The 21,759-nt window shown below is 48.0% G+C and carries 18 protein-coding genes and 1 tRNA gene; 1 reads left to right on the plus strand and 18 read right to left on the minus strand.

The genetic code is table 11. The features are described 5' to 3' along the window. Positions 1–3: 3 nt before the first annotated feature. The 13 genes from vexD to actS all read right to left on the minus strand — a co-directional run bounded on the left by vexD (position 4) and on the right by actS (position 14,687). The gene (gene vexD / locus HV334_RS19835) at positions 4–1,308 is read right to left on the minus strand and encodes a Vi polysaccharide ABC transporter inner membrane protein VexD (RefSeq protein ID WP_047499334.1); all 1,305 of its coding nucleotides are present in this window, start codon (positions 1,306–1,308) and stop codon (positions 4–6) included. A gap of 22 nt (positions 1,309–1,330) precedes the next feature. Beyond that, positions 1,331–2,026: a Vi polysaccharide ABC transporter ATP-binding protein VexC gene (vexC, locus tag HV334_RS19840; protein WP_047499332.1), complete on the minus strand. Its 696-nt coding sequence runs from the start codon at positions 2,024–2,026 to the stop codon at positions 1,331–1,333. 25 nt (positions 2,027–2,051) lie between these two features. Further along, positions 2,052–2,846: a Vi polysaccharide ABC transporter inner membrane protein VexB gene (gene vexB, locus HV334_RS19845; protein WP_047499331.1), complete on the minus strand. Its 795-nt coding sequence runs from the start codon at positions 2,844–2,846 to the stop codon at positions 2,052–2,054. Positions 2,847–2,855: 9 nt separating this feature from the next. After that, positions 2,856–3,923 (minus strand): Vi polysaccharide ABC transporter protein VexA, encoded by a 1,068-nt coding sequence (gene vexA, locus HV334_RS19850; RefSeq protein ID WP_047414406.1) that lies wholly within the window; start codon positions 3,921–3,923, stop codon positions 2,856–2,858. Between the two features lie 45 nt (positions 3,924–3,968). After that, positions 3,969–5,708, minus strand: a complete 1,740-nt coding sequence (gene tviE / locus HV334_RS19855) for a Vi polysaccharide biosynthesis glycosyltransferase TviE (RefSeq protein WP_181221924.1) — start codon at positions 5,706–5,708, stop codon at positions 3,969–3,971. Next, a complete protein-coding gene (locus HV334_RS25510) occupies positions 5,611–5,850 on the minus strand; it encodes a hypothetical protein (RefSeq protein WP_345943268.1) in 240 nt (79 codons plus the stop codon). The genes tviE and HV334_RS25510 overlap by 98 nt, the downstream gene beginning before the upstream one ends. Continuing rightward, the gene (locus HV334_RS19860) at positions 5,832–6,812 is read right to left on the minus strand and encodes an IS5-like element ISKpn26 family transposase (protein ID WP_020899206.1); all 981 of its coding nucleotides are present in this window, start codon (positions 6,810–6,812) and stop codon (positions 5,832–5,834) included. Before HV334_RS19860 ends, HV334_RS25510 begins: the two co-directional genes overlap by 19 nt. A gap of 92 nt (positions 6,813–6,904) precedes the next feature. Continuing rightward, a complete protein-coding gene (gene tviD / locus HV334_RS19865; RefSeq protein WP_152607523.1) occupies positions 6,905–9,400 on the minus strand; it encodes a Vi polysaccharide biosynthesis protein TviD in 2,496 nt (831 codons plus the stop codon). 29 nt (positions 9,401–9,429) lie between these two features. Then, entirely contained in the window at positions 9,430–10,470 is a 1,041-nt protein-coding gene (gene tviC, locus HV334_RS19870; RefSeq protein ID WP_181220816.1) for a Vi polysaccharide biosynthesis UDP-N-acetylglucosaminuronic acid C-4 epimerase TviC, read from the minus strand. A 2-nt stretch (positions 10,471–10,472) separates the two neighbouring features. Further along, positions 10,473–11,750 (minus strand): Vi polysaccharide biosynthesis UDP-N-acetylglucosamine C-6 dehydrogenase TviB, encoded by a 1,278-nt coding sequence (tviB, locus tag HV334_RS19875; protein ID WP_016157409.1) that lies wholly within the window; start codon positions 11,748–11,750, stop codon positions 10,473–10,475. A gap of 257 nt (positions 11,751–12,007) precedes the next feature. Further along, entirely contained in the window at positions 12,008–12,535 is a 528-nt protein-coding gene (locus tag HV334_RS19880) for a Vi polysaccharide biosynthesis protein TviA (protein ID WP_047499323.1), read from the minus strand. Positions 12,536–13,775: 1,240 nt separating this feature from the next. Further along, positions 13,776–13,849, minus strand: a tRNA-Gly gene (locus HV334_RS19885). A 79-nt stretch (positions 13,850–13,928) separates the two neighbouring features. Continuing rightward, complete coding sequence (gene actS / locus HV334_RS19890) at positions 13,929–14,687, minus strand: amidase activator ActS (protein WP_046274955.1); 759 nt, start codon at positions 14,685–14,687, stop codon at positions 13,929–13,931. Between the two features lie 166 nt (positions 14,688–14,853). Between actS and idi the strand changes: the two genes are divergently transcribed. Further along, complete coding sequence (gene idi / locus HV334_RS19895; protein ID WP_047357819.1) at positions 14,854–15,402, plus strand: isopentenyl-diphosphate Delta-isomerase; 549 nt, start codon at positions 14,854–14,856, stop codon at positions 15,400–15,402. 85 nt (positions 15,403–15,487) lie between these two features. Here the strand turns inward: idi and lysS are convergent, their stop codons facing one another. The 5 genes from lysS to xerD all read right to left on the minus strand — a co-directional run bounded on the left by lysS (position 15,488) and on the right by xerD (position 21,703). Continuing rightward, positions 15,488–17,005 carry a lysine--tRNA ligase gene (lysS, locus tag HV334_RS19900; protein ID WP_005123357.1) on the minus strand — a complete coding sequence of 506 codons (1,518 nt, stop codon included), beginning with the start codon at positions 17,003–17,005 and terminating at the stop codon, positions 15,488–15,490. Positions 17,006–17,014: 9 nt separating this feature from the next. Beyond that, positions 17,015–18,113 (minus strand): peptide chain release factor 2 gene (prfB, locus tag HV334_RS19905; RefSeq protein ID WP_100250065.1). Its coding sequence is split into 2 segments (ribosomal slippage): positions 17,015–18,037 and positions 18,039–18,113, totalling 1,098 coding nucleotides; the frame shifts between segments, so codons are not numbered across the junction. Positions 18,114–18,330: 217 nt separating this feature from the next. Further along, positions 18,331–20,064 carry a single-stranded-DNA-specific exonuclease RecJ gene (recJ, locus tag HV334_RS19910; RefSeq protein ID WP_016157413.1) on the minus strand — a complete coding sequence of 578 codons (1,734 nt, stop codon included), beginning with the start codon at positions 20,062–20,064 and terminating at the stop codon, positions 18,331–18,333. A gap of 5 nt (positions 20,065–20,069) precedes the next feature. After that, the gene (dsbC, locus tag HV334_RS19915) at positions 20,070–20,783 is read right to left on the minus strand and encodes a bifunctional protein-disulfide isomerase/oxidoreductase DsbC (RefSeq protein WP_103766660.1); all 714 of its coding nucleotides are present in this window, start codon (positions 20,781–20,783) and stop codon (positions 20,070–20,072) included. A gap of 23 nt (positions 20,784–20,806) precedes the next feature. Continuing rightward, the gene (gene xerD, locus HV334_RS19920; protein WP_016154346.1) at positions 20,807–21,703 is read right to left on the minus strand and encodes a site-specific tyrosine recombinase XerD; all 897 of its coding nucleotides are present in this window, start codon (positions 21,701–21,703) and stop codon (positions 20,807–20,809) included. Between the last annotated feature and the right edge of the window lie 56 nt (positions 21,704–21,759).

A 21,759-nucleotide genomic window follows, 5' to 3' on the forward strand; every position in this document is an offset into this window, starting at 1 on the left:
GCCTTATTCACGCATCCGCCTGATAGTTATCAGGAGAGAAGTCACCAGGTACGCGATGCCCAGCAACACGAAGAACAGTAACCACTTTGTTCCATCGGCATAGCGAGTGGTGTCAGACACCACCATCGGTTGAGAAATGATCAGCAAATACCGTCTCTCACGTAACGCTTGAAGCTTCCCTTGCTGTAAGGTCTGTAAGGCAGATTCCCAGCGTGTTTTGGCGATCTCACTCTGCAGGCGAAGATCTTCAAACAGGGACAGGCTTTCTGAAGAGCCTTGCGACCCTAACTTATTTGACAGGCGGTTACGTTGTTCGCCGATCTGCTTTTCCAGGACCTTGATTTTGGCCGACAGGCGAGGAATAAGGGGGTTCTGATCCAAACCATTAGCCATTAATTGCGCGTATTCCGCTTTCGCCTCCGCCAACTGCGTTTCAAAGCCAGCAATTAATTGATAAATCGCGGTCACGGTTTCCTGCGGTTCAATATCTTTTTGTATATGCTGTATTTTTAGCAATTCAAGCCGAGCGGCCCCCAGATTTTCCTGGGCCGATTTAACATCGTTTTCCAGCCATAAAATTCGTTCCTGCTGCATCCGCGCTGAAACGGTATTAACGTGCTGTTCAGCAAAAGCCAGAATGCGCTGGGCAAAAAACTCAGCCTGTTTCGCACTCCGCGCCTTGACGTTTAAACGCAGCATGCCCTGTTGAATATCGACAGCAACCGAGACTTTCGATAAATAGTAACGATAAGGATCATCATTAATACCCAGCGGTGCATGGTAGCGGGAAAATAATGCGATATCGTCTTGCGCGAAATAAGATAAAAAACCGAGATCTTTTTCCATCCGCTCCATCATTTCTTTCGAAAGTATAAACTCGCGAACCTGAAAGCCCTCCGACATCTCATTGCCTGCACCAAAGAAAGCTGTTCCAGAAAAATTATCCTGGCTGGCATCAGTTTGCACAATAAAGGTGGCATCCGCGCTATAAAAACGCGAAGTTAATAGCCACGACATAAGCATAATAACCAGCAGCGGCAAAGCAATATAAAGAAAGAGCCGACGTAGCGATTGTTTGGCTTGCTGAACACGTCGCTCTTTAATAACCAATGACGCTCTACGGACGGAATCAGCATCCGTCGCGGACCAACCGGCGTCTGGGCGATGTTGACTTTTCGCATCGGCCGTTTTTTCTGTCTGGCGAAGGGCGCGTTCATCCTCTTTTTGTTTCAGTCGCAAGGCTCGGCTTTCTTCTGCTACCTTCGCCCTTTCCTCTTTCCATTTTTTAATACGTTCTGAATTTTCCACTCTCTATCCGTATATTTTCTATTTATATATCAAAGGAATAATTATCAGTTTGAAGCATCGCCTGATTTGACTGATATTGTTCAAAAAGCGCAGATGCCTGTGCTAAATCTTCACACATCGTAATTTTCCCATGCAGCAGTACGCCAAACGCATGACAGTGTTCTTTAATAAGCCGAGGGTTGCGCGTTAGCACAATCAACCCTTTCTGTTGCAGCTCATAAGCTAGCGCCGCCTGCATACGCAACTGTGAGGTATTATCCCCGGTGTACAGCTTGTCATCGGCAATATAAAGGCGACAGGGAAGCAGTAAATTAATGGCAAATGCCAGATGCGCTTTCATCGTGACAGAATATTCACTCACCCTGTCGGTATAGCGCTGTTCAAGCTGGGTCAATTGATAGCAGAAATGTGAAAACTCATCGCCATCCAGGCCATAAAGACTGGCCATCATGCGCGCATTCTCTTCGCCGGTTAACCCCGGCAGAACAAAAGCATTTGCCCCCAGTGGGAGCGCATCACCCCGTAGCCCAATAAAATCCCCTTCATCAGGAGCATCTATACCGCACAGCAATCGGGTTAGCGTCGTTTTGCCTGAACCAGGGGCCGCCAGAATACCGATATGCTCATGGTAATCCATGACAAAATCTGTTTTATCAAGGACCACCCGCGGGCCCTTATCAGACTCAAAATAGCGTGTACAACCTAATAAACCGAACACGAACGCGTCTCTCCTGAAGCCAAAGTCAGTGATTTTCAGTGTCACAAATCAGGTGAAAAATGATGCCCGCGAGGAATAACGTTGCGGAAAATGCCAGAGGGTAAAGAGGTTCAAGGTACAAGGAGTTATATCCCTCAAACATTCCTTCTCTGACTATCTCATTAGCATGAAGTAGAGGGTTCCAGCTGAATATGCTCAATAATGAATAGGGCAATTCATTCGCCGTATAAAAGACAGCTGAAATCAAAAACATCGGTCTTAGCACCACAGGAACGGCTTTGTAGACCAGCGGAAACCGTTCAGACAGTGCGTCACAAAAGTAACCAAACGATAACCCCAGAAGCCATGCGATAACCATCCCTTCAAAAATCAGGATCGGTTTCTGGGCTTCCCAGCGGGAGAAGATAAGAAAGTTAATTAATGAAACAATAATATAAATGATAACCGCATTAACAAATTCGACTGCGGCAAGAGCAAAAATCACATGTCTTTTCTTAACCTGCGAGACAACCGCCAACGATGTGGAGAATGAACGGGTGCGCATGGTTGCGGTAATGGTATAACGAAATAACAGATACGGTAATATACCTGCAATAACAAAGCTGATATCGTCAGTGAATATTGGCACGGTGCGATTTAAATATTGAAAAGAAATAACGGTAATGGTTATCCATACCAGTGGTACGGCCAGCACCATCATATAGTTTAGCAAATTACCGTTATAGCGTGTTTTGATATCGCGTGACATTAACAAAATGATTAACTCACAGACGGTAATGAGTTTCATAAAATAATAAGTATTATTTTTCAAAATATTCATATGGCGACGTTAGAAAGAATTAGAGCCGCGGATCAAAAAGCTATCGAATGCGGCTTTCACCTTAGCGAAATCAGTCAAAGAGGCGTTCGAGATATAGATAACATCGCCGTCTTCCACCCGCATGGCCTGTGCTAAAAACACCGAGTCAGGTTGGCTCATATCGACATGATAGATATTCAGCTTACGCATCTGCTGTTTCGCCTGTTCCGCTTCGTCATGCTTGTACAGAAAAACCGCCTGCGGATCGGCAAGATTGTCGTTTAATCCTTTCGCCAGCGCCAAAGCATCCACTACGCTGGAATGACGCTGAACCAGAGCATGTTTCCCCTGAACACCCGCCGCGCCGAGCACATTAACATACTCGGTCACTTGACGCAGAGTGATACGGTCATCCGGCTGTAAGACAATATCCAACCCGGGATACTGATAAATATCTGACAGTCGCGCATTGAAATAATGCTGCTGGCGCGTCACGTGAACTTCCATCATCTCTGCGCTGGTATTTTCTACTGCCGCCGCCGTTGCCAAAAAATGACTAAGACGATTCATACTCTGTTCGAGAGGGTAGCGACCCGTTTTCCCGCTGCCCTCGACCGTCACCATGGCTCCGGTGCGGGCGGTAAGCGTCACCAGCACCTGAGGATTCAGGACAACGCGCGAAAGTCGCTTTCTGATCTCTTCAGCCAGTTGTGTCACATCCAGCCCGGTAACCGGGATTATCCCGGCATAAGGCACCTGAACGATATTACCGTCAGTCACAAGAATATTTTCAAAATCCGCCCGGTCGCCGCTCGCGTTATTGGATAAGTACCCCGCCCCGCCCGAGGATAAAATAGTGATATGCAGCACATCGCCTTTAGCCAAAGATGTCCAGTGCCAGTTATTTTCGGCAAAGACCGGATCGACAATAGTTTTCGGCACAGTATCGGCATCACTCAGTTTTAATGTCGGTGTGACTTCAACCAGATGATAATGAGGATCGTCCTGATTTATCAGGCTGGATTTAAATACCGCCCTGGGAATAGTGCATCCCGAAAGCAGAAAAAACGTCGTTAATAATATAATAATTTTTTTCATAACTTATTTTATAAATGAAATAGCTGAAAAAATGCTGCCCATTAATTAACGAGGCTGAGAGGCAATGGTTTGTACAAACGTTCCCACCATATGTTCAACGGTGAAGCGTTCTTGTAAAAATGACTGCGTCTGTTGGCAAATACCGGTTCTGCTGCGCCATAAATTGACCAACTGTTCTGCATAGCGGCAAGCCTGGTCAAGATTGACCGTCTGCGCATCATCAAGAATGAAACCCGAAACACCCTCAATAAAGCATTCTGCCGATCCGCCTGCAGGGGTTGAAATCACCGGCACCCCGACCATTTGTGCTTCAATGAGCACATTGGGTAGCCCTTCATAACGCGAAAACAAAATGAATACGTCCATTTTTTGCAGCCAATACCCCACGTCACGCGAGACGCCAACGAATAGTATTCTCTCCAGAATCCCCAACTGTTCGGCGCGTTTCTGCGCTTCAGCGCGCAAATCACCATCGCCTACCAGCACAAAGCGTGTGGCGGGGTGGTGCTGTAAATAGCGTGCTGCAAAATCAATCCATGCAAAAGGGTTCTTATCGCCTACAAAGCGGAAAACGCCACCAATAGTTGTGTCCGCATCCTGGGTTTTTTGCGTAAACTGCTGCCAGATTTTATGTGGCACCTCAGAAGAGGGCTCGGTAGATGGCGGTAAGACGCCGTTATATACAACCTGGAAGTGCTTCGCCTCCAACTTTAGCCAGTCGGCATAATGGCGGGTCACACAATGGTTGTTACTCATAAAATCAACGCCAGGCACGGCCGCCAGCGCCTGGTAAAGAGGCTCATATTCCGGCTTGAACAGACGCTTTCTCACCACCGGCGGTAAGCCACGTAATCCCAGTTGAATTCTGGGCACGCCAGCAATCAGCGCTGCAAGCGCAATCATCAGACAAGCGCCATCCTGCCAAACGGAGAGATAATCCGGCTTGCGCTCGCATAAGTGGGGGACCAGATGCTTGATGCCGTAGTTACACACCGGCGGCAGATGAGAGAGCAATAAGCGCAACTCCGGAGATTCTATTGTCGCATCGTCAAAGAAGTTTCCGGTAATCTTCGCGATTTCAAGCACCTCGACCTGTTCTTCCAGCACTTCTTTCAGGAAAAAGTCTTGCCTGAGTTCCGGTGCCAGGGAGCGAATAATGAGCTCTACCGGCTCTTCTACTTTCAGGCCGCCAATTTTCCCCTGTTGCCGATATTTTCTGGCGATCTCGATAGCCAGCCTGGAAATCTGACGCTCTGCACCGCCGCTACCTAGCGAGCCTGTACAGAGCGCAAGGCGACCAAAAGATCCGACGGGAAGCTGCCGCGGCTGACGATTTCGATAAAACAAGATGGCATGCTTCATTGCAATAATACGGGTGTTGGTCCCCACAGGGATCGCTTCCCCTTCAAGGCGTTCAAGCAAATCGCAGATCTTATTTATTTTGCCTAAATAATTGTTATATTTTTTCTGCACGCCAGTGCTAACCTTTTTAAGAATTTGCTGCGCATCTTTGGCTAGCCCCGTATTATATAAACGACGCGCATACTCATAACGTGCTTCATCATTGTTTTGTGTAATTAGCGTTTCGTAGAGCGCGTATGCACGCGCCGTTTCATTGAAATCATGAAGAAATTCTGCTTTTTTTAGCATCGCTAATGAAGTTAAAGCCTCAGCCGGTAATTCACTGTCAATTAACGCAATAGCTTGCGCAAGCTTCCTCTCTTGTTTCAATGTTAAAAGCGTTTTCCCTAGCGCAGCTAAGGAAGGTGCGAATAAGTAGGTCATTTCTTCCCAAGCTGACTCGCTGATTAAAATTTCGCGGATCTGGGCCGATTTTTTTCCCGCAAACACATCGAATCAGCCTATTTAGGCTATTTTTTCCACCATTTCTGGCGTTATTTCCGGTTTTTACTGAGATCTCTCCCACTGACGTATCATTTGGTCCACCCGAAACAGGTTGGCCAGGGTGAATAACATCGCCAGTTGGTTATCGTTTTTCAGCAGCCCCTTGTATCTGGCTTTCACGAAGCCGAACTGCCGCTTGATGATGCGAAACGGGTGCTCCCCCCTGGCACGGATGCTGGCTTTCATGTATTCGATGTTGATGGCCGTTTTGTTCTTGCGCGGATGCTGCTTCAAGGTTTTTACCCTGCCGGGACGCTCGGCGATCAGCCAGTCCACATCCACCTCGGCCAGCTCCTCGCGCTGTGGCGCTCCTTGGTAGCCGGCATCGGCTGAGACAAATTGCTCCTCTCCATGAAGCAGATTACCCAGCTGATTGAGGTCATGCTCGTTGGCCGCGGTGGTGACTAGGCTGTGGGTCAGGCCACTCTTGGCATCGACACCAATGTGGGCCTTCATGCCAAAGTGCCACTGATTGCCTTTCTTGGTCTGATGCATCTCCGGATCGCGTTGCTGCTCTTTGTTCTTGGTAGAGCTGGGTGCCTCAATGATGGTGGCATCCACCAAAGTGCCTTGGGTCATCATGACGCCTGCTTCGGCCAGCCAGCGATTGATGGTCTTGAACAATTGACGGGCCAGTTGATGCTGCTCGAGCAGGTGGCGGAAATTCATGATGGTGGTGCGATCCGGCAGGGCGCTATCCAGGGATAATCGGGCAAACAGGCGCATGGAGGCGATTTCGTACAGGGCATCTTCCATGGCACCGTCGCTCAGGTTGTACCAATGCTGCATGCAGTGAATACGCAGCATGGTCTCCAGCGGATAGGGCCGTCGGCCATTGCCCGCCTTGGGATAAAACGGCTCGATGACAGCGGTCATATTCTGCCATGGCAGAATCTGCTCCATGCGGGAGAGGAAAATCTCTTTTCGGGTCTGACGGCGCTTAGTGCTGAATTCACTATCGGCGAAGGTGAGTTGATGGCTCATGATGTCCCTCTGGGATGCGCTCCGGATGAATATGATGATCTCATATCAGGAACTTGTTCGCACCTTCCCTAACTTTTCTTCCTCCGTAATCATTACGACTTCCCTGATGTATTTTTTTGTAATGCGGTTATGCAGGTCGAGATCTGCCTTGTCACCGGATCCGTTGGCCCATTCACTTTCTCCAGTCGCTGCCAATACTGCAAAGCCTGGGTGTAGTCGCGTAAATGCATTGCATTTAATGCGGCATATTTCAAGGCATAGGCATTTTCGCTATCAAAAACGAGTAATTTTTTCGCATAATCCAGATGTTCATAAGACGCGATAGTGCTGCCGCCATCCTTCAGTGACTCATTAAATAATCTGATAATTTGCTTATATTCACGCATCAGGCGAGAAACATCAGGATCAATTCGTTTCAGGCTAATCAATACAGACAATGCTTCATCCAGACGCCCTTCAGTTTTCTTCTGGCGTACATATTTAAGGGCTCTGGTTGCAACATTGCGACACTCTTTCTCGAACAGCTCGTTCATCGAGGCATTCTGGAATGATGGAGAAATGCTCATGACGTTAGCAATCAAATCAATGAGGAACGGAATGTCGTTAATATGACGTATGCTGCGTAACATAATCGACTGCAGGCTGGTAATGTTCGAGTTACGAATCAAGGTCATGTGGGCCAACGTGCACGCGTCTTTCCAGGCACCAAGATTCACCAGCGTTCTTGCACAATATACTGTGCTAACAGGATCGAACTCCAGAAGTGGCCACACAATTTTCGCCCCTACCAGGATATTTTCATAATCCTCACGCTCATACATTTCTCTTAATTTCTCGCGCCATGCCGTTTTAACTTCATTATTAAAGCGAGAAATACGTGCATGGGGATAAACCATAAATGCAGAGAAGGTGTACACCAGCGAAGTACTCAGTGAGACAAAATCATCAACCGAATGTAGCGACAGCGCGGTATTGTTCCATGCCACAAAAACGTCGTGGAGTTTATCTTTATACGAGGTGCTAAGCGCCTGATGATAGCTCATATTCTTGATGCAGAAAGCTGCGTGGATGACGAGACCGGTATCATGAATCGTCGACAATACCGTCAGCGCAAATTCTGACTCATGGCGGAGTAACTGCTCAAGCGCATGCTTGAAAATCAATTCATCACTGAATTTGATTGCCAAAGATAACGCTGTTTCCATAAACGCATCATTTAGGCGCTGCGATTGAATGCCGGCATGGAAAGCTTCGGAGAATGCGTTGCCATCATTGAAATATTGCGTGCTGCTCAGGAAATTAACCCATCCGCTTTGGGTTTCAGGATTCAATAACAGTACACTTTTCCAGTATTGATATGACTTATCAAACAGCTGTAAAGCATCGGCTGAGCCGGCGGCAACGGTAAGGACTTCTTCATCTTCAATTTCATTGGAAAGCATCATCTCGGCCGTCGATAAGGCTTCCCGCCAACGCGCTAATCCATGCAGAGACCTCAGCCGACAACGTAATGTACTGTCCGTCGTACCGATAATTTTCTCAACATCACTAATATCCTGATAAGCCTGTTCATAATAACCTAAACGGCTGAAGATTACGGACCGAAGTTGGATCAGAACGGGCTCTTGCTGCTGATTTCTTAATGCGGCAAAAAGTTGCTGTGATGCAGCAATAATGTCGCCATCGGCAAGCAGCTTAGTGATCGATAATGTAATCTCACGTATTTGGTCTTGTTTCTCTTGCCGCCTCTCATCAAGATGATGCTTAGTATTGTTGATCACTCCCTTAAAAATAGCCGCAACGATCGCATCACCAAACATGTCGGTATAATGAGTAAGATCGTCGCCATTTTTTTCCAGGGCTCGTTTCTGCCCCCACTTTTCCATCAAATTTGTCGGGTTAACGCAGGGAATATCCATCCTGGCGGCGATGGTCTCGACATTTTTAATCAACCGACTGCGGGACTGAATGACGGTTCCAGCACGAGTCACAGCATCAACATGGGTCATAAACATAACGCGATCGCGACCAAGAAGCTGAATGATTTCCATCATATCCTGTTCGATAGCATGCTCATCCATCTGCTCAACATTAATATTGCTTAATAAGGCACGATCGTCTTCCGACATTCCGGCAAAACAGGGATCGTCTTTGAGATAGGCCAGCAGTTTGTGTTGATTCCCTTGCGTGGCCAGCGACCAGTACACACGCGCTCGCTCTGTTTGGCTAAAAAACTCATAAAAATGACGAGTTATATAATTTTGTTGTAAGCACAACCCATAGGCCATAATCTTCTTCTGACTTGAAATCTCAACGATATAGAAATCAGAACGACTATGAACGTCGGTTTTTGAATAATTTACAGCAGTTCTAAAAATAAAAGGCCGGACCTTTTCAGGAATATCTATCAATCCCAAAATAAAACGGACCTGCTGTAATGCCTCGCTGCTCGTATGCGTAAATCCATATATTTTCTTAAAATTAGCCTTAAAATTAAAATAAGGCTGAGCTCTTTTTACCGGACTCGCGATACGGCAACTACCAATGGCGGTAAGCGTAAACATCTCTGACGATTTCATTAAATTCATCCACGTGAAAAGAAAGTGAGTAGTTATACTCAGGAATACAAAGCAGTCTGTTTATCGATATACCATTTTAGAGTCTGCTTAAGTCCTTCTTTGATATCAAACTCAGGCTCATATGAAAGAAATGTTTTTATTCTGGTAATATCTGCCTGACTATGCTTAACGTCACCGTCACGAAAATCCTTATAAATTGGTTCAGCACTACTTTGTTCGTCCCGCCATAAATTTAACCCATCGCGAATGAGATAATAAAGCTCATTTAGCGAAGTTCTGTCTCCAACAGCCACATTATAGACTTTATTTTTTGAGGATAAATCATTAGTCGTTGCTGATAATAAATTGGCCTGAATCACATTTTCTATATAGCAAAAATCGCGGCTTGTTGAACCATCGCCATTGATATAAATTGGTTCATCTTTAAGAAGCGATAGTATCCAGCGAGGAATGACTGCAGAGTATGCTCCGTTAGGGTTTTGGCGGCGGCCAAATACATTAAAGTAGCGTAGGCCAATAGCGTTAAAATCATAGCTGCGAGCAAACACCTCGGCGTACAATTCATTGACGTATTTTGTAACCGCATACGGGCTTAATGGCCGGCCGATCCGTTCCTCAATTTTAGGTAAATCGGGATGGTCACCATAAGTACTACTGCTTGCGGCATAGGTGAAACCAGATACATGTGCATCTCTCGCCGCCGTCAACATATTTAAAAAACCATCAATGTTAGCGCTATTTGTCGTGATAGGATCCTGCAAGGAACGAGGTACGCTTCCCAGAGCGGCCTGATGTAAAACGTAATCGACATTCTCACAAACAGCCTGACAATCGGCAAATGACCGGATATCCCCATGAACAAAGGTAAACCGCGACCATTGTTCTTCACTGACAGCGGCACGCACATCCTCTAAATTATGTTGATAGCCAGTTGAAAAGTTATCCAACCCAATTACTGTTTGATTTAAATAGAGTAGTTCTTCTAATAATCCAGAGCCGATAAAACCTGCTACGCCAGTAATAAGCCAACGTTTTGGTTCAAGAACGAGTTGTATTTTTAATTCATCATAGGCTGTCATGATTATAACCTCACATCTGACTGCTCAGGCGAAAGGATATACTTCAAATCATAAAGCACATGTTTATCTTTTCCAAAGCCACGAATATCAGTACTCCCCATCTTCTTAAACTGCTCATGGCCAACGGCAACAATAATGGCATCATAAGAAGCCGCCTTGATTTCCGATACAGGTATAATCCCGTATTCCTCTTCGACTTCCTCAGCATCCACCCAAGGGTCAAAAATATCAACATTACAGCTGTAATTGCCCAACTCTTTTACAACATCGATAATGCGGGTATTCCTGATATCCGGGCAGTTTTCTTTAAAGGTGAACCCCAGAATCAGAACGTTAGAACCCTCAACATTAATCCCTTTTTTGATCATGGCTTTGATCAACTGTCCCGAAACATAGTTACCCATATTATCGTTCAGTCGACGACCCGCGAGGATAATTTCCGGATAGTAACCGATGCCCTGAGATTTATGAGTCAGATAATAGGGATCGACGCCAATGCAGTGACCACCAACCAGTCCAGGACGGAATGGCAGGAAGTTCCATTTACTTCCCGCTGCTCGCAGTACGGCTTCAGTGTCAATCTCTAATCGGTTAAAGATAATCGCCAATTCATTTACCAGCGCGATATTGAGATCGCGTTGGGTATTTTCAATCACCTTTGCCGCTTCCGCGATCTTAATGCTTTCCGTTTTGTACGTTCCTGCCGTGATGATCTGTCGATAGATCTCATCAACCAGACAGGCCGTTTCTGCAGTTGAACCTGAGGTAATTTTCTTGATAGTTGTCAGACGATATTTTTTATCGCCGGGATTGATGCGCTCTGGGCTATATCCGACAAAGAAATCTTTGTTAAATGTCATCGCTGACATACGCTCAAGGATCGGCACACATTCTTCTTCAGTACACCCTGGATATACCGTAGATTCATACACCACGATATCCCCCGGCCTCAGTACTTTGCCAACAGTTTCACTTGCCATAATCAAAGGGGTGAGATCTGGTTGCTTATAATCGTTGATCGGCGTCGGGACGGTAATGATGTAAAAATTGCATTCTCTGATTTCATCAATTGATGAGGTAAACGTCAGATGGCGAGCATCACGTAGCTCTTCTTCTGTGGTTTCGAGATTGACATCGATCCCTTCTTTTAGCTCGAGTATACGTTTATGATTAACATCAAAACCAACCACCTGACGAATTTTCCCAAATTCAGCAGCCAATGGTAAGCCAACATACCCGAGTCCAATAATGGCAATTTTTACATCATCTTTGCTGATCATTACTGATAAGTCCCTTATTTAATAATTATTAACTTTACATAAATCCCAGATGTTTTCTGGAACGCTACCGCCCCTGACGTTCTTAGCCAGCGTATCTATTCTTATCGAAATCACGACAGTTTCTAGTCTAAGCAAGGCTAGAAATTTTATATTTCCTAATTTTAGTTAAATGGAGGTCGTATGCAGCATCCGTTCTAAAACAACAATTAAAGATCGGATCTTTAATTGTAATTCTTAATGAGAAAACGCATAGCATTTTATTCTGGCAATAGAAGATATCGAGGGTCTCGCACGCCGAATTTAAGGGCGATCTCTTTTCTCCAACGATACAATGTTGACGGCGAGTTCATAAATCTATCCTGAAGCTCCTCCATACCGCTTTCGGTTAAGAAGTACTTCATCTTCATGATATCTTTGTTGCTAATCTTAAAGTTACATTCCCTTCGCCCTGCCGTTATCTTGTCACCATTTCGTCGATATAGGCTTATTTTCTTAATCATCTCCGACACAGATGTTGAGGTATCGAAAACAGCAATAACATTTTTGATATTATCCAACCAAAAAAGAGCCAAAGGCATCAACCGTGAGCTGGAAATGATGATTATGATTTTATTGATATTTTTATTCCGTGAGAAAAAAACCAAGGTGCTACGTAAGCTATATTGATTAAGATTCACGAATAAATAATTTCTTTCGTTTGTAATCAGTGACATTTCATCAATAACACTAGCGGCACCACCCCCAAAGTAAATATCATTAGGTGGCCAGAAATGTTGATACTTCATGAAGCCTCCATAACCTCAAAAAACTCTATTTCATCCATGGAAAGGTAAGTGTCTACTTTTAAGCACACCGACCCTCTAAAAAATACCTAACAATCGAGTAATTGATTTTATTAATATTGCTAAATACATGAGATGAACTTTTACACAACAAGGATGTGATATCAACCCCTCGCCATTCATAGCTAAAAGCTATCAATCACTCATTCTTAGATTTGAATTACTAATGGATATCGGCATTTTAATACGATTATTGGTTGTATTATTAGCACTACCTGTGAAACCGCACTTTCATCTTTTATTCAAAATGAGAAAATTCTCAAAACACAAGGAAACATTTTCTTACAAATTACCAGCATACATACTGGGGTTAAAGGTAGCCTGACTGAATTGTCACCCATGTCTCTACCTTTAAATTCTTAGCTATACCGTGTGAGATTTTAATCAGTACAACTGAAGTCTATCTAACTATATTTGCTATATTTTTTAACAACAATGACAGAATATACACAAGGCTAACGAGCCCCCCGGCATAGCAAGCATTCAAAATGGTACAAAGTACTAAACTGACTCGTATATTTTTGTGTATCTACATAATTTCGTGACCGGATAATGAGAACAAAACTAGTCACCTTAAGAAATTATCAGCAGTAATTAAACTCCTGAAGATATTTTTAACAAAATAGATGTCACCATGTTTATCCAGGTAAAATCATACCAAGTCTAAACCATTTAAAACCTGTTACTGCCGATTAGAGAAAATTGAGCTACAAAAAGACTACATTACTTATTTATGAAGAATGACCAATCTTATATCGTGTTAAATAAAGATAACTTTGGAATTATAATCTAACAATTAAATACGTGACCTGTATTAACGTTGATATATTTTCAGACAGATAATCAAACATACTTCTTAAAATTTCTTAAATAAATTCAATTGATTGATAGTTGATTTTTTGTACCACGGGGGGAAATGCGATATTTAAGACACCAGTATCGCGAATTGAAAGGATTAACCAACGTATACAAGGCTCTACTATCCGAGAACGTCAAAGATTTCTCTTTGGCCCCTGTGGATAGTTAGTTTCATATGAGGTATCTCCCGCCAGGGGGACTATCGTCTCCCACAATCGCTTTAGCCTGCATAGTCGTGCATTGAGTCTGTCTGACCGTTAAACAAAGAAACACATTGAGATTACGAAGGATAATTGAATCAGGAGAGTCAGTGAGAAGTAAGTCGTGGAGCGGGCGAAGGGAATCGAACCCTCGTATAGAGCTTGGGAAGCTCTCGTTCTACCATTGAACTACGCCCGCATTGGAGTGCGTAAGGGATTATAAACCTTACGCTCTTCTTGGCAAGGGACTAACTGACTGACTGGCGATTAATTCACCGTTAGCATTTTGGCTTACTGCCCTTTGGTGGCAAATAACGCAGCGGATCGATAGCCGTCGCCCGATAGCGGATCTGGAAATGCAGCCGCACCGTGGTCGCATCCGAGCTGCCCATCGTCGCGATCTTCTGCCCGGCTTTCACGTTTTGACCGTTGTTCACCAACATCGTGTCATTATGCGCATACGCAGTGATGTAGTCCTCACTGTGCTTAATCATAATGAGATTACCGTAGCCCCGTAGCTGATTACCGACATAAACCACCTTCCCGGCTCCGGCGGCATAAATCGGCGTACCGCGCGCAGCTGAGATATCAATGCCTTTATTGCCGCCGTCAGCGGTTGAATAAGGCAGAATCACTTTACCGCTGGCAGGCCACTGCCAGCAACGCTGTCCGACCGGTGGCCAGGAGGACTGCGGTACGGACGAAGATGGTCTGACCGCCGCCGTTTTGGTTGAGGATTTCGTCGTTGTTTTGCCAGAGCCTGAACTGGTTTTCGCGCCGCCGCTGACCTTCAGCTTTTGCCCCACTTCAATGGTATAGGGCGGTGAAATATTATTCAGGCGTGCAAGCTCTTTTACGCTGGTCCCGGTGGCGCGCGAAATACGGTATAGCGTATCTCCCCGCTTCACGGTATACACGGAGCCGGAATAACTTCCTGTATCAGACGACTTGCTCCCGGAACAGCCTGCTAACAGCAGACCGACACACAGCAGCATCGCGATACTCAGGCCATTTTTCTTCAGGCGTCCTGCACTCAAAACAATACCTCGCAACATTTTCAGACGCTTTATCATAGCAGCCAGAAACTGGATGCCAAATCATATCGCGCAACGAAGCGTCGACTCTGGCATTTCACACCCTCTGTTAATCATTCTGACTTAATAGAGCATATAATGTGAATGCTTAAGATTGATGGTGGACGCTATGCGACAGGAACATGTCATTTTATTGAATGAGCAGGGCCAACCCTGTGGAACACTGGAAAAGTATGCGGCGCATACCGCCACAACCCCCCTGCACTCTGCTTTCTCATGCTGGATATTTAACGAGCAGGGTCAACTGCTGGTCACCCGCCGTTCGCTGCACAAAAAAGCCTGGCCAGGCGTCTGGACCAACTCTGTCTGCGGTCACCCGCAGTTGGGTGAAAGCACCGAAGCCGCTATTATCCGCCGGGCTTGCTTCGAGCTGGGTGCAGACATCGACTCGCTCAGCCCCGTGTATGCTGATTTTCGTTATTGCGCAACGGACCCTAGTGGAATAGTGGAAAACGAAGTATGCCCGGTTTATGCCGCACATATCGTCAGTGAGCTACAGCTAAACCCAGATGAAGTGATGGATTCCCAGTGGAGCAATCTTGAGGATGTTTTGAGCGGGATTGACGCGACGCCGTGGGCTTTTAGCCCGTGGATGGTAATGCAGGTTTCAGACGTTAAGGCGCGAGAGTTACTGCGCAAGTTTGCCAACGGGAATTGATTGCCTGACGGGGCTACGCCCATCAAGCCTACATAACGCATCGTAGGCCTGATAAGGCATCAGCCGCCATCCGGCATTTCACATCTTACTTAACCGGGCGCATTGCCGGGAACAGGATTACGTCGCGGATAGTATGGCTGTTTGTGAACAGCATAACCATACGGTCGATACCAATGCCCAGGCCCGCAGTCGGCGGCAGACCGTGTTCCAGAGCGGTAACATAGTCTTCGTCGTAGAACATCGCTTCGTCGTCACCTGCATCTTTGGCGTTAACCTGATCCTGGAAACGCTGCGCCTGATCTTCTGCATCGTTCAGCTCGCTGAAGCCGTTACCGATTTCACGTCCGCCAATGAAGAATTCGAAGCGATCGGTGATTTCCGGATTTTCATCATTACGACGCGCCAGCGGAGAAACTTCTGCCGGGTACTCGGTAATGAAGGTCGGTTGAATCAGGTGCGCTTCTGCAACTTCTTCAAAGATTTCGGTCACGATACGGCCCAGACCCCAGCTCTTCTCAACTTTGATGCCGATAGATTCCGCAATCGCTTTTGCAGAATCGAAGTTATCCAGATCGGCCATGTTGGTTTCCGGACGGTATTTCTGAATCGCTTCGCGCATCGTCAGTTTTTCGAACGGCTTACCAAAGTCAAAGACTTCTTCGCCGTAAGGCACTTCAGTCGTTCCCAGAACGTTCTGCGCCAGCGTACGGAATAGCGATTCGGTCAGTTCGATCAGATCTTTGTAGTCCGCATAAGCCATGTAGAGTTCCATCATGGTGAACTCTGGATTATGGCGAACAGAGATGCCTTCGTTACGGAAGTTACGGTTAATTTCGAATACGCGTTCGAAGCCGCCAACCACCAGGCGCTTGAGGTACAGTTCCGGCGCGATACGCAGGTACATGTCCAGATCCAGCGCGTTATGATGGGTGATAAACGGACGCGCTGCTGCCCCGCCTGGGATCACCTGCATCATCGGGGTTTCTACTTCCATAAAGCCACGACCAACCATGAACTGGCGGATACCAGCCATAATCTGTGAACGCACTTTAAAGGTATTGCGGGATTCATCGTTAGAGATGAGGTCCAGGTAGCGTTGACGATAGCGCGCTTCCTGATCCTGCAGACCGTGGAATTTATCCGGCAATGGGCGCAACGCTTTCGTCAGCAGACGCAGCTCGGTACAGTGGATAGACAGCTCACCGGTCTTGGTCTTGAACAACTTACCTTTCGCGCCGAGGATATCGCCCAGATCCCATTTTTTGAACTGCTCGTTGTAGACGCCTTCCGGCAGATCGTCGCGAGCAACGTACAGCTGAATGCGGCCGCCAACATCCTGCAGCGTAACGAATGATGCTTTACCCATAATACGGCGGGTCATCATACGGCCAGCAACGGAAACCTCAATGTTCAGCGCTTCCAGCTCTTCGTTTTCTTTTGCGTCGAAGTCAGCATGCAGTTGGTCTGAGGTATGATCGCGACGGAAATCGTTCGGGAAGGGGATCCCCTGCTCGCGCAGGCTCGCCAGCTTCTCACGGCGCGTTTTCAGTTCATTGTTAAGGTCGGCTACCGCGTCAGCGCCCTGTACGTGTTGTTCAGACATGTTGGTTCCTCATAACCCTGCTTTCAAACTTGCTTCGATAAATTGATCCAGGCTGCCATCCAGCACCGCCTGCGTGTTGCGGGTTTCAACCCCGGTACGCAGATCTTTGATGCGGGAGTCATCAAGGACATAAGAACGAATCTGGCTACCCCAGCCGATATCTGATTTGGTATCTTCCATCGCCTGTTTCTCGGCATTCTTCTTCTGCATTTCCAGTTCATAAAGCTTCGCTTTCATCTGCTTCATGGCCTGGTCTTTGTTCTTGTGCTGGGAACGGTCGTTCTGACACTGCGTCACAATCCCAGTCGGGATGTGGGTGATACGCACCGCAGATTCGGTACGGTTAACGTGCTGACCGCCCGCACCAGAAGCGCGGTAAACGTCAATACGCAGGTCCGCCGGGTTGATATCGATATCAATATCATCGTCAACTTCCGGGTAGACAAACGCAGAGCTGAACGACGTATGGCGACGACCGCCGGAGTCGAACGGGCTTTTACGCACCAGGCGATGTACACCGGTTTCAGTACGCAGCCAACCGTAAGCATATTCGCCAGCAATTCTGATGGTCACGGATTTAATACCCGCCACTTCACCTTCAGATTCTTCAATAATTTCAGTCTTAAAGCCACGCGCTTCAGCCCAACGCAGGTACATACGCATCAGCATGCTTGCCCAGTCCTGTGCTTCCGTACCGCCTGAGCCAGCCTGAATATCGAGATAGCAATCTGCGCTATCATATTCACCGGAGAACATACGACGAAATTCCAGCTGGGCCAGCTTATCTTCCAGCGTATCAAGTTCTGCTACGGCTTCGTTAAAGGTTTCTTCGTCGTCGGCTTCTACAGCCAGTTCCAGCAGGCCGGAGACATCTTCCAGGCCCTGGCTCATCTGATCGAGCGTATCAACGATGGCCTCAAGGGAGGAACGCTCTTTACCCAGCGCCTGCGCGCGTTCGGGTTCGTTCCATACGTCCGGCTGTTCCAGCTCGGCGTTTACTTCTTCCAGACGCTCTTTCTTGGCATCATAGTCAAAGATACCCCCTAAGAACGTTAGAGCGCTCCGTGAGGTCCTGAATGCGGTTATTTACCGGATTAATTTCAAACATTGTCTGATTTCTTTTATTGGACTAGTCAAAATGCGGTTATAAGAGCGGGATTGTAACTAATCCACACCCTTTTTTATAGCGAATATACACATCATCCTTCAAGCTGCCTCTTTGTTGGCTGCGCGATTTCGCCCCAGTCACGTACTGCTCGTACGCTTATGGAGACTCATCCACTTGCCGCCTCGATGCAGCTTGAATGATTTTGTGTAAAGTGACGCTAAAGTGGCCAGATATTATCGATTATAATCTGCAGGCTGCGGTTGCCGCGAAACTCATTAATATCCAGTTTGTAGGCAAGCTGAACTTCGCGAACACCGTTATCCGGCCAGCAGGTGGTATCAACGTTAAACGCAATACCGTCCAGCAACGGTCCACCACCGACGGGCTCCACCATCACCTTCAGATGACGCTCACCGACCAGACGCTGCTGGAGCAGACGGAAATGCCCGTCAAACAGTGGTTCCGGGAACATTTGTCCCCACGGTCCGGCATCACGCAGCATTTGCGCGACCTCCATGGTCATCTCCGCCGCGCTCAGAGCACCGTCAGACACCACTTCGCCCTGCAGTAAGGCGGGGTCCAGCCACTCGGTTACCAGTTCGCCGAAACGCTGCTGGAAACGCTCAAACTGCGCCTCTTCCAGCGACAAACCCGCCGCCATAGCGTGACCGCCAAACTTGAGGATCATACCTGGATGAAGAGTGTCCAGGCGCTCCAGCGCATCGCGCATGTGTAGCCCCTGAATCGAGCGCCCGGAGCCTTTCAGCGTACCGTCACCGGCCGGGGCAAACGCAATTACCGGACGGTGAAAGCGCTCTTTAATACGCGATGCCAGAATCCCCACCACTCCTTGATGCCACTCGGGATGGTACATCGCCAGACCGCCTGGTAGCGTATCGCTACTGCGTTCCAGCTTTTCACACAGAGTCAGCGCTTCCGCCTGCATACCCTGCTCGATCTCTTTACGCGTCTGGTTGAGTGCGTCCAGCTCATTGGCCAGCACGCGTGCTTCACCAATGTTGTCGCACAGCAACAGCGCCACGCCAACGGACATATCGTCCAGACGCCCCGCTGCATTCAGCCGTGGTCCGAGAGCAAAACCTAAATCACTGGCAGCCAATTTGAGTGGGTCGCGATTGGAAATCTCCAGCAGCGCTTTTATACCAGGGCGGCACTTTCCGGCACGAATACGGCTTAAGCCTTGCCACGTCAGAATGCGGTTATTGGCATCCAGCGGGACCACGTCGGCCACCGTGCCAAGCGCAACCAGATCGAGCAAATCCGCCAGGTTCGGCGGCGCAATTCCTCGTTCATCAAACCAGCCTTTGTCACGCAGGAAGGTGCGCAGCGCCAGCATCAGATAGAAGGCCACGCCAACGCCAGCAAGCGATTTAGACGGGAATTCACAATCGTGCAGGTTAGGATTGATGATCGCTTCAGCACCCGGCAGCGTGTCCCCTGGCAGATGGTGATCGGTCACAACGACCGGGATCCCCAGCGTTCTGGCATGTTCAACACCCGCGTGGGACGAGATGCCGTTGTCGACGGTGACAATCAGCTGAGCGCCCCGGGCATGGGCCTGATCAACAACTTCCGGGCTTAAGCCATAACCGTCTTCAAAACGATTAGGCACCAGGTAGTCCACGTTACTGCAGCCCAACGCGCGCATCGCCAGAATGCTGAGCGCGGTGCTGGTCGCGCCATCGGCGTCAAAATCGCCGACCACGATGATTCGGGTTCCTTCGCGAAAAGCGTTATAGAGGATTTCAACCGCTTTTTCGACACCGTTCAAATGCTGCCACGGCAGCATGCCTTTCACACTACGCTCAAGCTCCTGCGCGCTGCGCACACCGCGGCTGGCGTATAAACGGCGCAGCAATGGCGGCAAGTCGGCAGGTAGCTCGGCGGTCTCGTCGGCTTCACGCCGACGAAGTTGTATCTGTTGTTTCACGCGAATTATTTACCGCTGGTTTGTTTTGCATGTGCGTCGAGGAATTCTTTCATCTCTTTCGGGCTCTGATAGCCAGGCACTACATAGCCATTGCTCAGCACAATCGCCGGCGTACCGCTGACGCCAAACTGTACGCCCAGCGCGTAGTGGTTAGCGATGTCCACATTGCAGGTCGCAGGCTTCACATCTTTGCCAGCCATGGCGTCGTCAAAGGCTTTGTTTTTGTCCTTCGCACACCAGATAGATTTCATGTCCTGCTCGGCCTGGCTTTCCAGTCCCTGACGAGGGAAGGCCAGATAGCGTACGGTGATCCCTAACGCATTGTAGTCTTTCATCTCTTCATGCAGCTTGTGGCAGTAGCCACAGGTGATGTCGGTGAAAACGGTAATGACGTGTTTTTCCTGCGGCGCTTTGTAGACGATCATCTCGTTTTCCAGCGCGTTCAAATGCTTCATCAGCAGTTGGTTGGTAACGTTTACCGGGCTTGCACCGCTCACGTCATACATCGGTCCCTGAATAATATGTTTACCGTCTTCGGTAACGTACAACACGCCGCTATTGGTCAGTACAGTTTTCATGCCCGCAACCGGAGCAGACTGAATCTCGGTACTCTTAACACCCAGCTTCGCTAATGACTGGCGAATCGCCGCATCGTCTGCATGTACCATGCCGGAAAACGCCGTCGCCAGCAGGGTGAACATCATAAAACGTTTTTTCATAACCTATCCTTTCCTGTCAGCACTCACGCTCGCGGGTGATGCTGTTGATGTAGTTGCCGCAAGCGCTCCGTTGCGACATGAGTATAAATCTGCGTTGTCGAGAGGTCGCTATGCCCCAGTAGCATCTGCACCACGCGCAGATCAGCGCCATGGTTGAGCAGATGCGTGGCAAACGCATGCCGCAGGACGTGCGGGGACAGCTTTTCGCTGTCGATTCCAGCCAACACAGCATAGTGTTTGATACGATGCCAAAAGGTTTGGCGAGTCATCTGTTGCGCCCGCTGGCTGGGAAACAGCACATCTATTGATACACCGTTGAGCAACCACGGACGCCCATGCTCCAGGTACGTTTCCAGCCAGTACACCGCCTCCTCACCTAACGGGACAAGGCGCTCTTTATTACCTTTACCGATCACCCGAACCACGCCCTGACGCAGGCTGACGTCACTCATCGTCAGCCCCACCAGTTCAGACACGCGCAGGCCTGTGGCATACAATACTTCCAGCATGGCTTTGTCGCGAAGTTCCAGCGGTTGTTCTATCAGCGGCGCCTGCAGAAGTCGTTCGACCTGTGCTTCGCTGAGATCTTTGGGCAGACGCTGCGGAAGTTTAGGTGATGCAAGCGAGGCGCTGGGGTCATCTTCGCGATATTTTTCACGGTACAGATGCTGAAAAAAACGCCGCATTGCACTGAGCAAGCGTGCGGAACTGGTGGCTTTATATCCCCCATCCATCCGCTCAGCCAACAATGCTTGCAGGTCATCACTCTGCGCGGTCGCAAGCGAGGCGCCGCGGTGATGTAGCCATTCAACAAGCATGGTCAGATCGCGACGATACGCACTTAGCGTGTTTTCCGCCAGATTTCGTTCCAGCCACAGGGCATCAAGAAACTGCTCGATGCGCGCCAGATCCTGTTCCACTCGCGCCCCTTATTTCACTCTCATTTTTGATGCATTATGCCTCATTGTGCCGAGAA

Source organism: Citrobacter sp. RHBSTW-00944 (genome assembly GCF_013615435.1).
GTDB lineage: Bacteria > Pseudomonadota > Gammaproteobacteria > Enterobacterales > Enterobacteriaceae > Citrobacter > Citrobacter braakii.

Coding starts and splice junctions, on each gene's coding strand:
- idi (WP_047357819.1), top strand. CDS start 14,854: ATGCGACAGGAACATGTCATTTTATTGAATGAGCAGGGCCAACCCTGT.
- tviE (WP_181221924.1), bottom strand. CDS start 5,708: ATGACCTACTTATTCGCACCTTCCTTAGCTGCGCTAGGGAAAACGCTT.
- vexA (WP_047414406.1), bottom strand. CDS start 3,923: ATGAAAAAAATTATTATATTATTAACGACGTTTTTTCTGCTTTCGGGA.
- dsbC (WP_103766660.1), bottom strand. CDS start 20,783: ATGAAAAAACGTTTTATGATGTTCACCCTGCTGGCGACGGCGTTTTCC.
- HV334_RS19860 (WP_020899206.1), bottom strand. CDS start 6,812: ATGAGCCATCAACTCACCTTCGCCGATAGTGAATTCAGCACTAAGCGC.
- tviB (WP_016157409.1), bottom strand. CDS start 11,750: ATGATCAGCAAAGATGATGTAAAAATTGCCATTATTGGACTCGGGTAT.
- vexB (WP_047499331.1), bottom strand. CDS start 2,846: ATGAATATTTTGAAAAATAATACTTATTATTTTATGAAACTCATTACC.
- lysS (WP_005123357.1), bottom strand. CDS start 17,005: ATGTCTGAACAACACGTACAGGGCGCTGACGCGGTAGCCGACCTTAAC.
- tviD (WP_152607523.1), bottom strand. CDS start 9,400: ATGAATTTAATGAAATCGTCAGAGATGTTTACGCTTACCGCCATTGGT.
- HV334_RS19880 (WP_047499323.1), bottom strand. CDS start 12,535: ATGAAGTATCAACATTTCTGGCCACCTAATGATATTTACTTTGGGGGT.
- tviC (WP_181220816.1), bottom strand. CDS start 10,470: ATGACAGCCTATGATGAATTAAAAATACAACTCGTTCTTGAACCAAAA.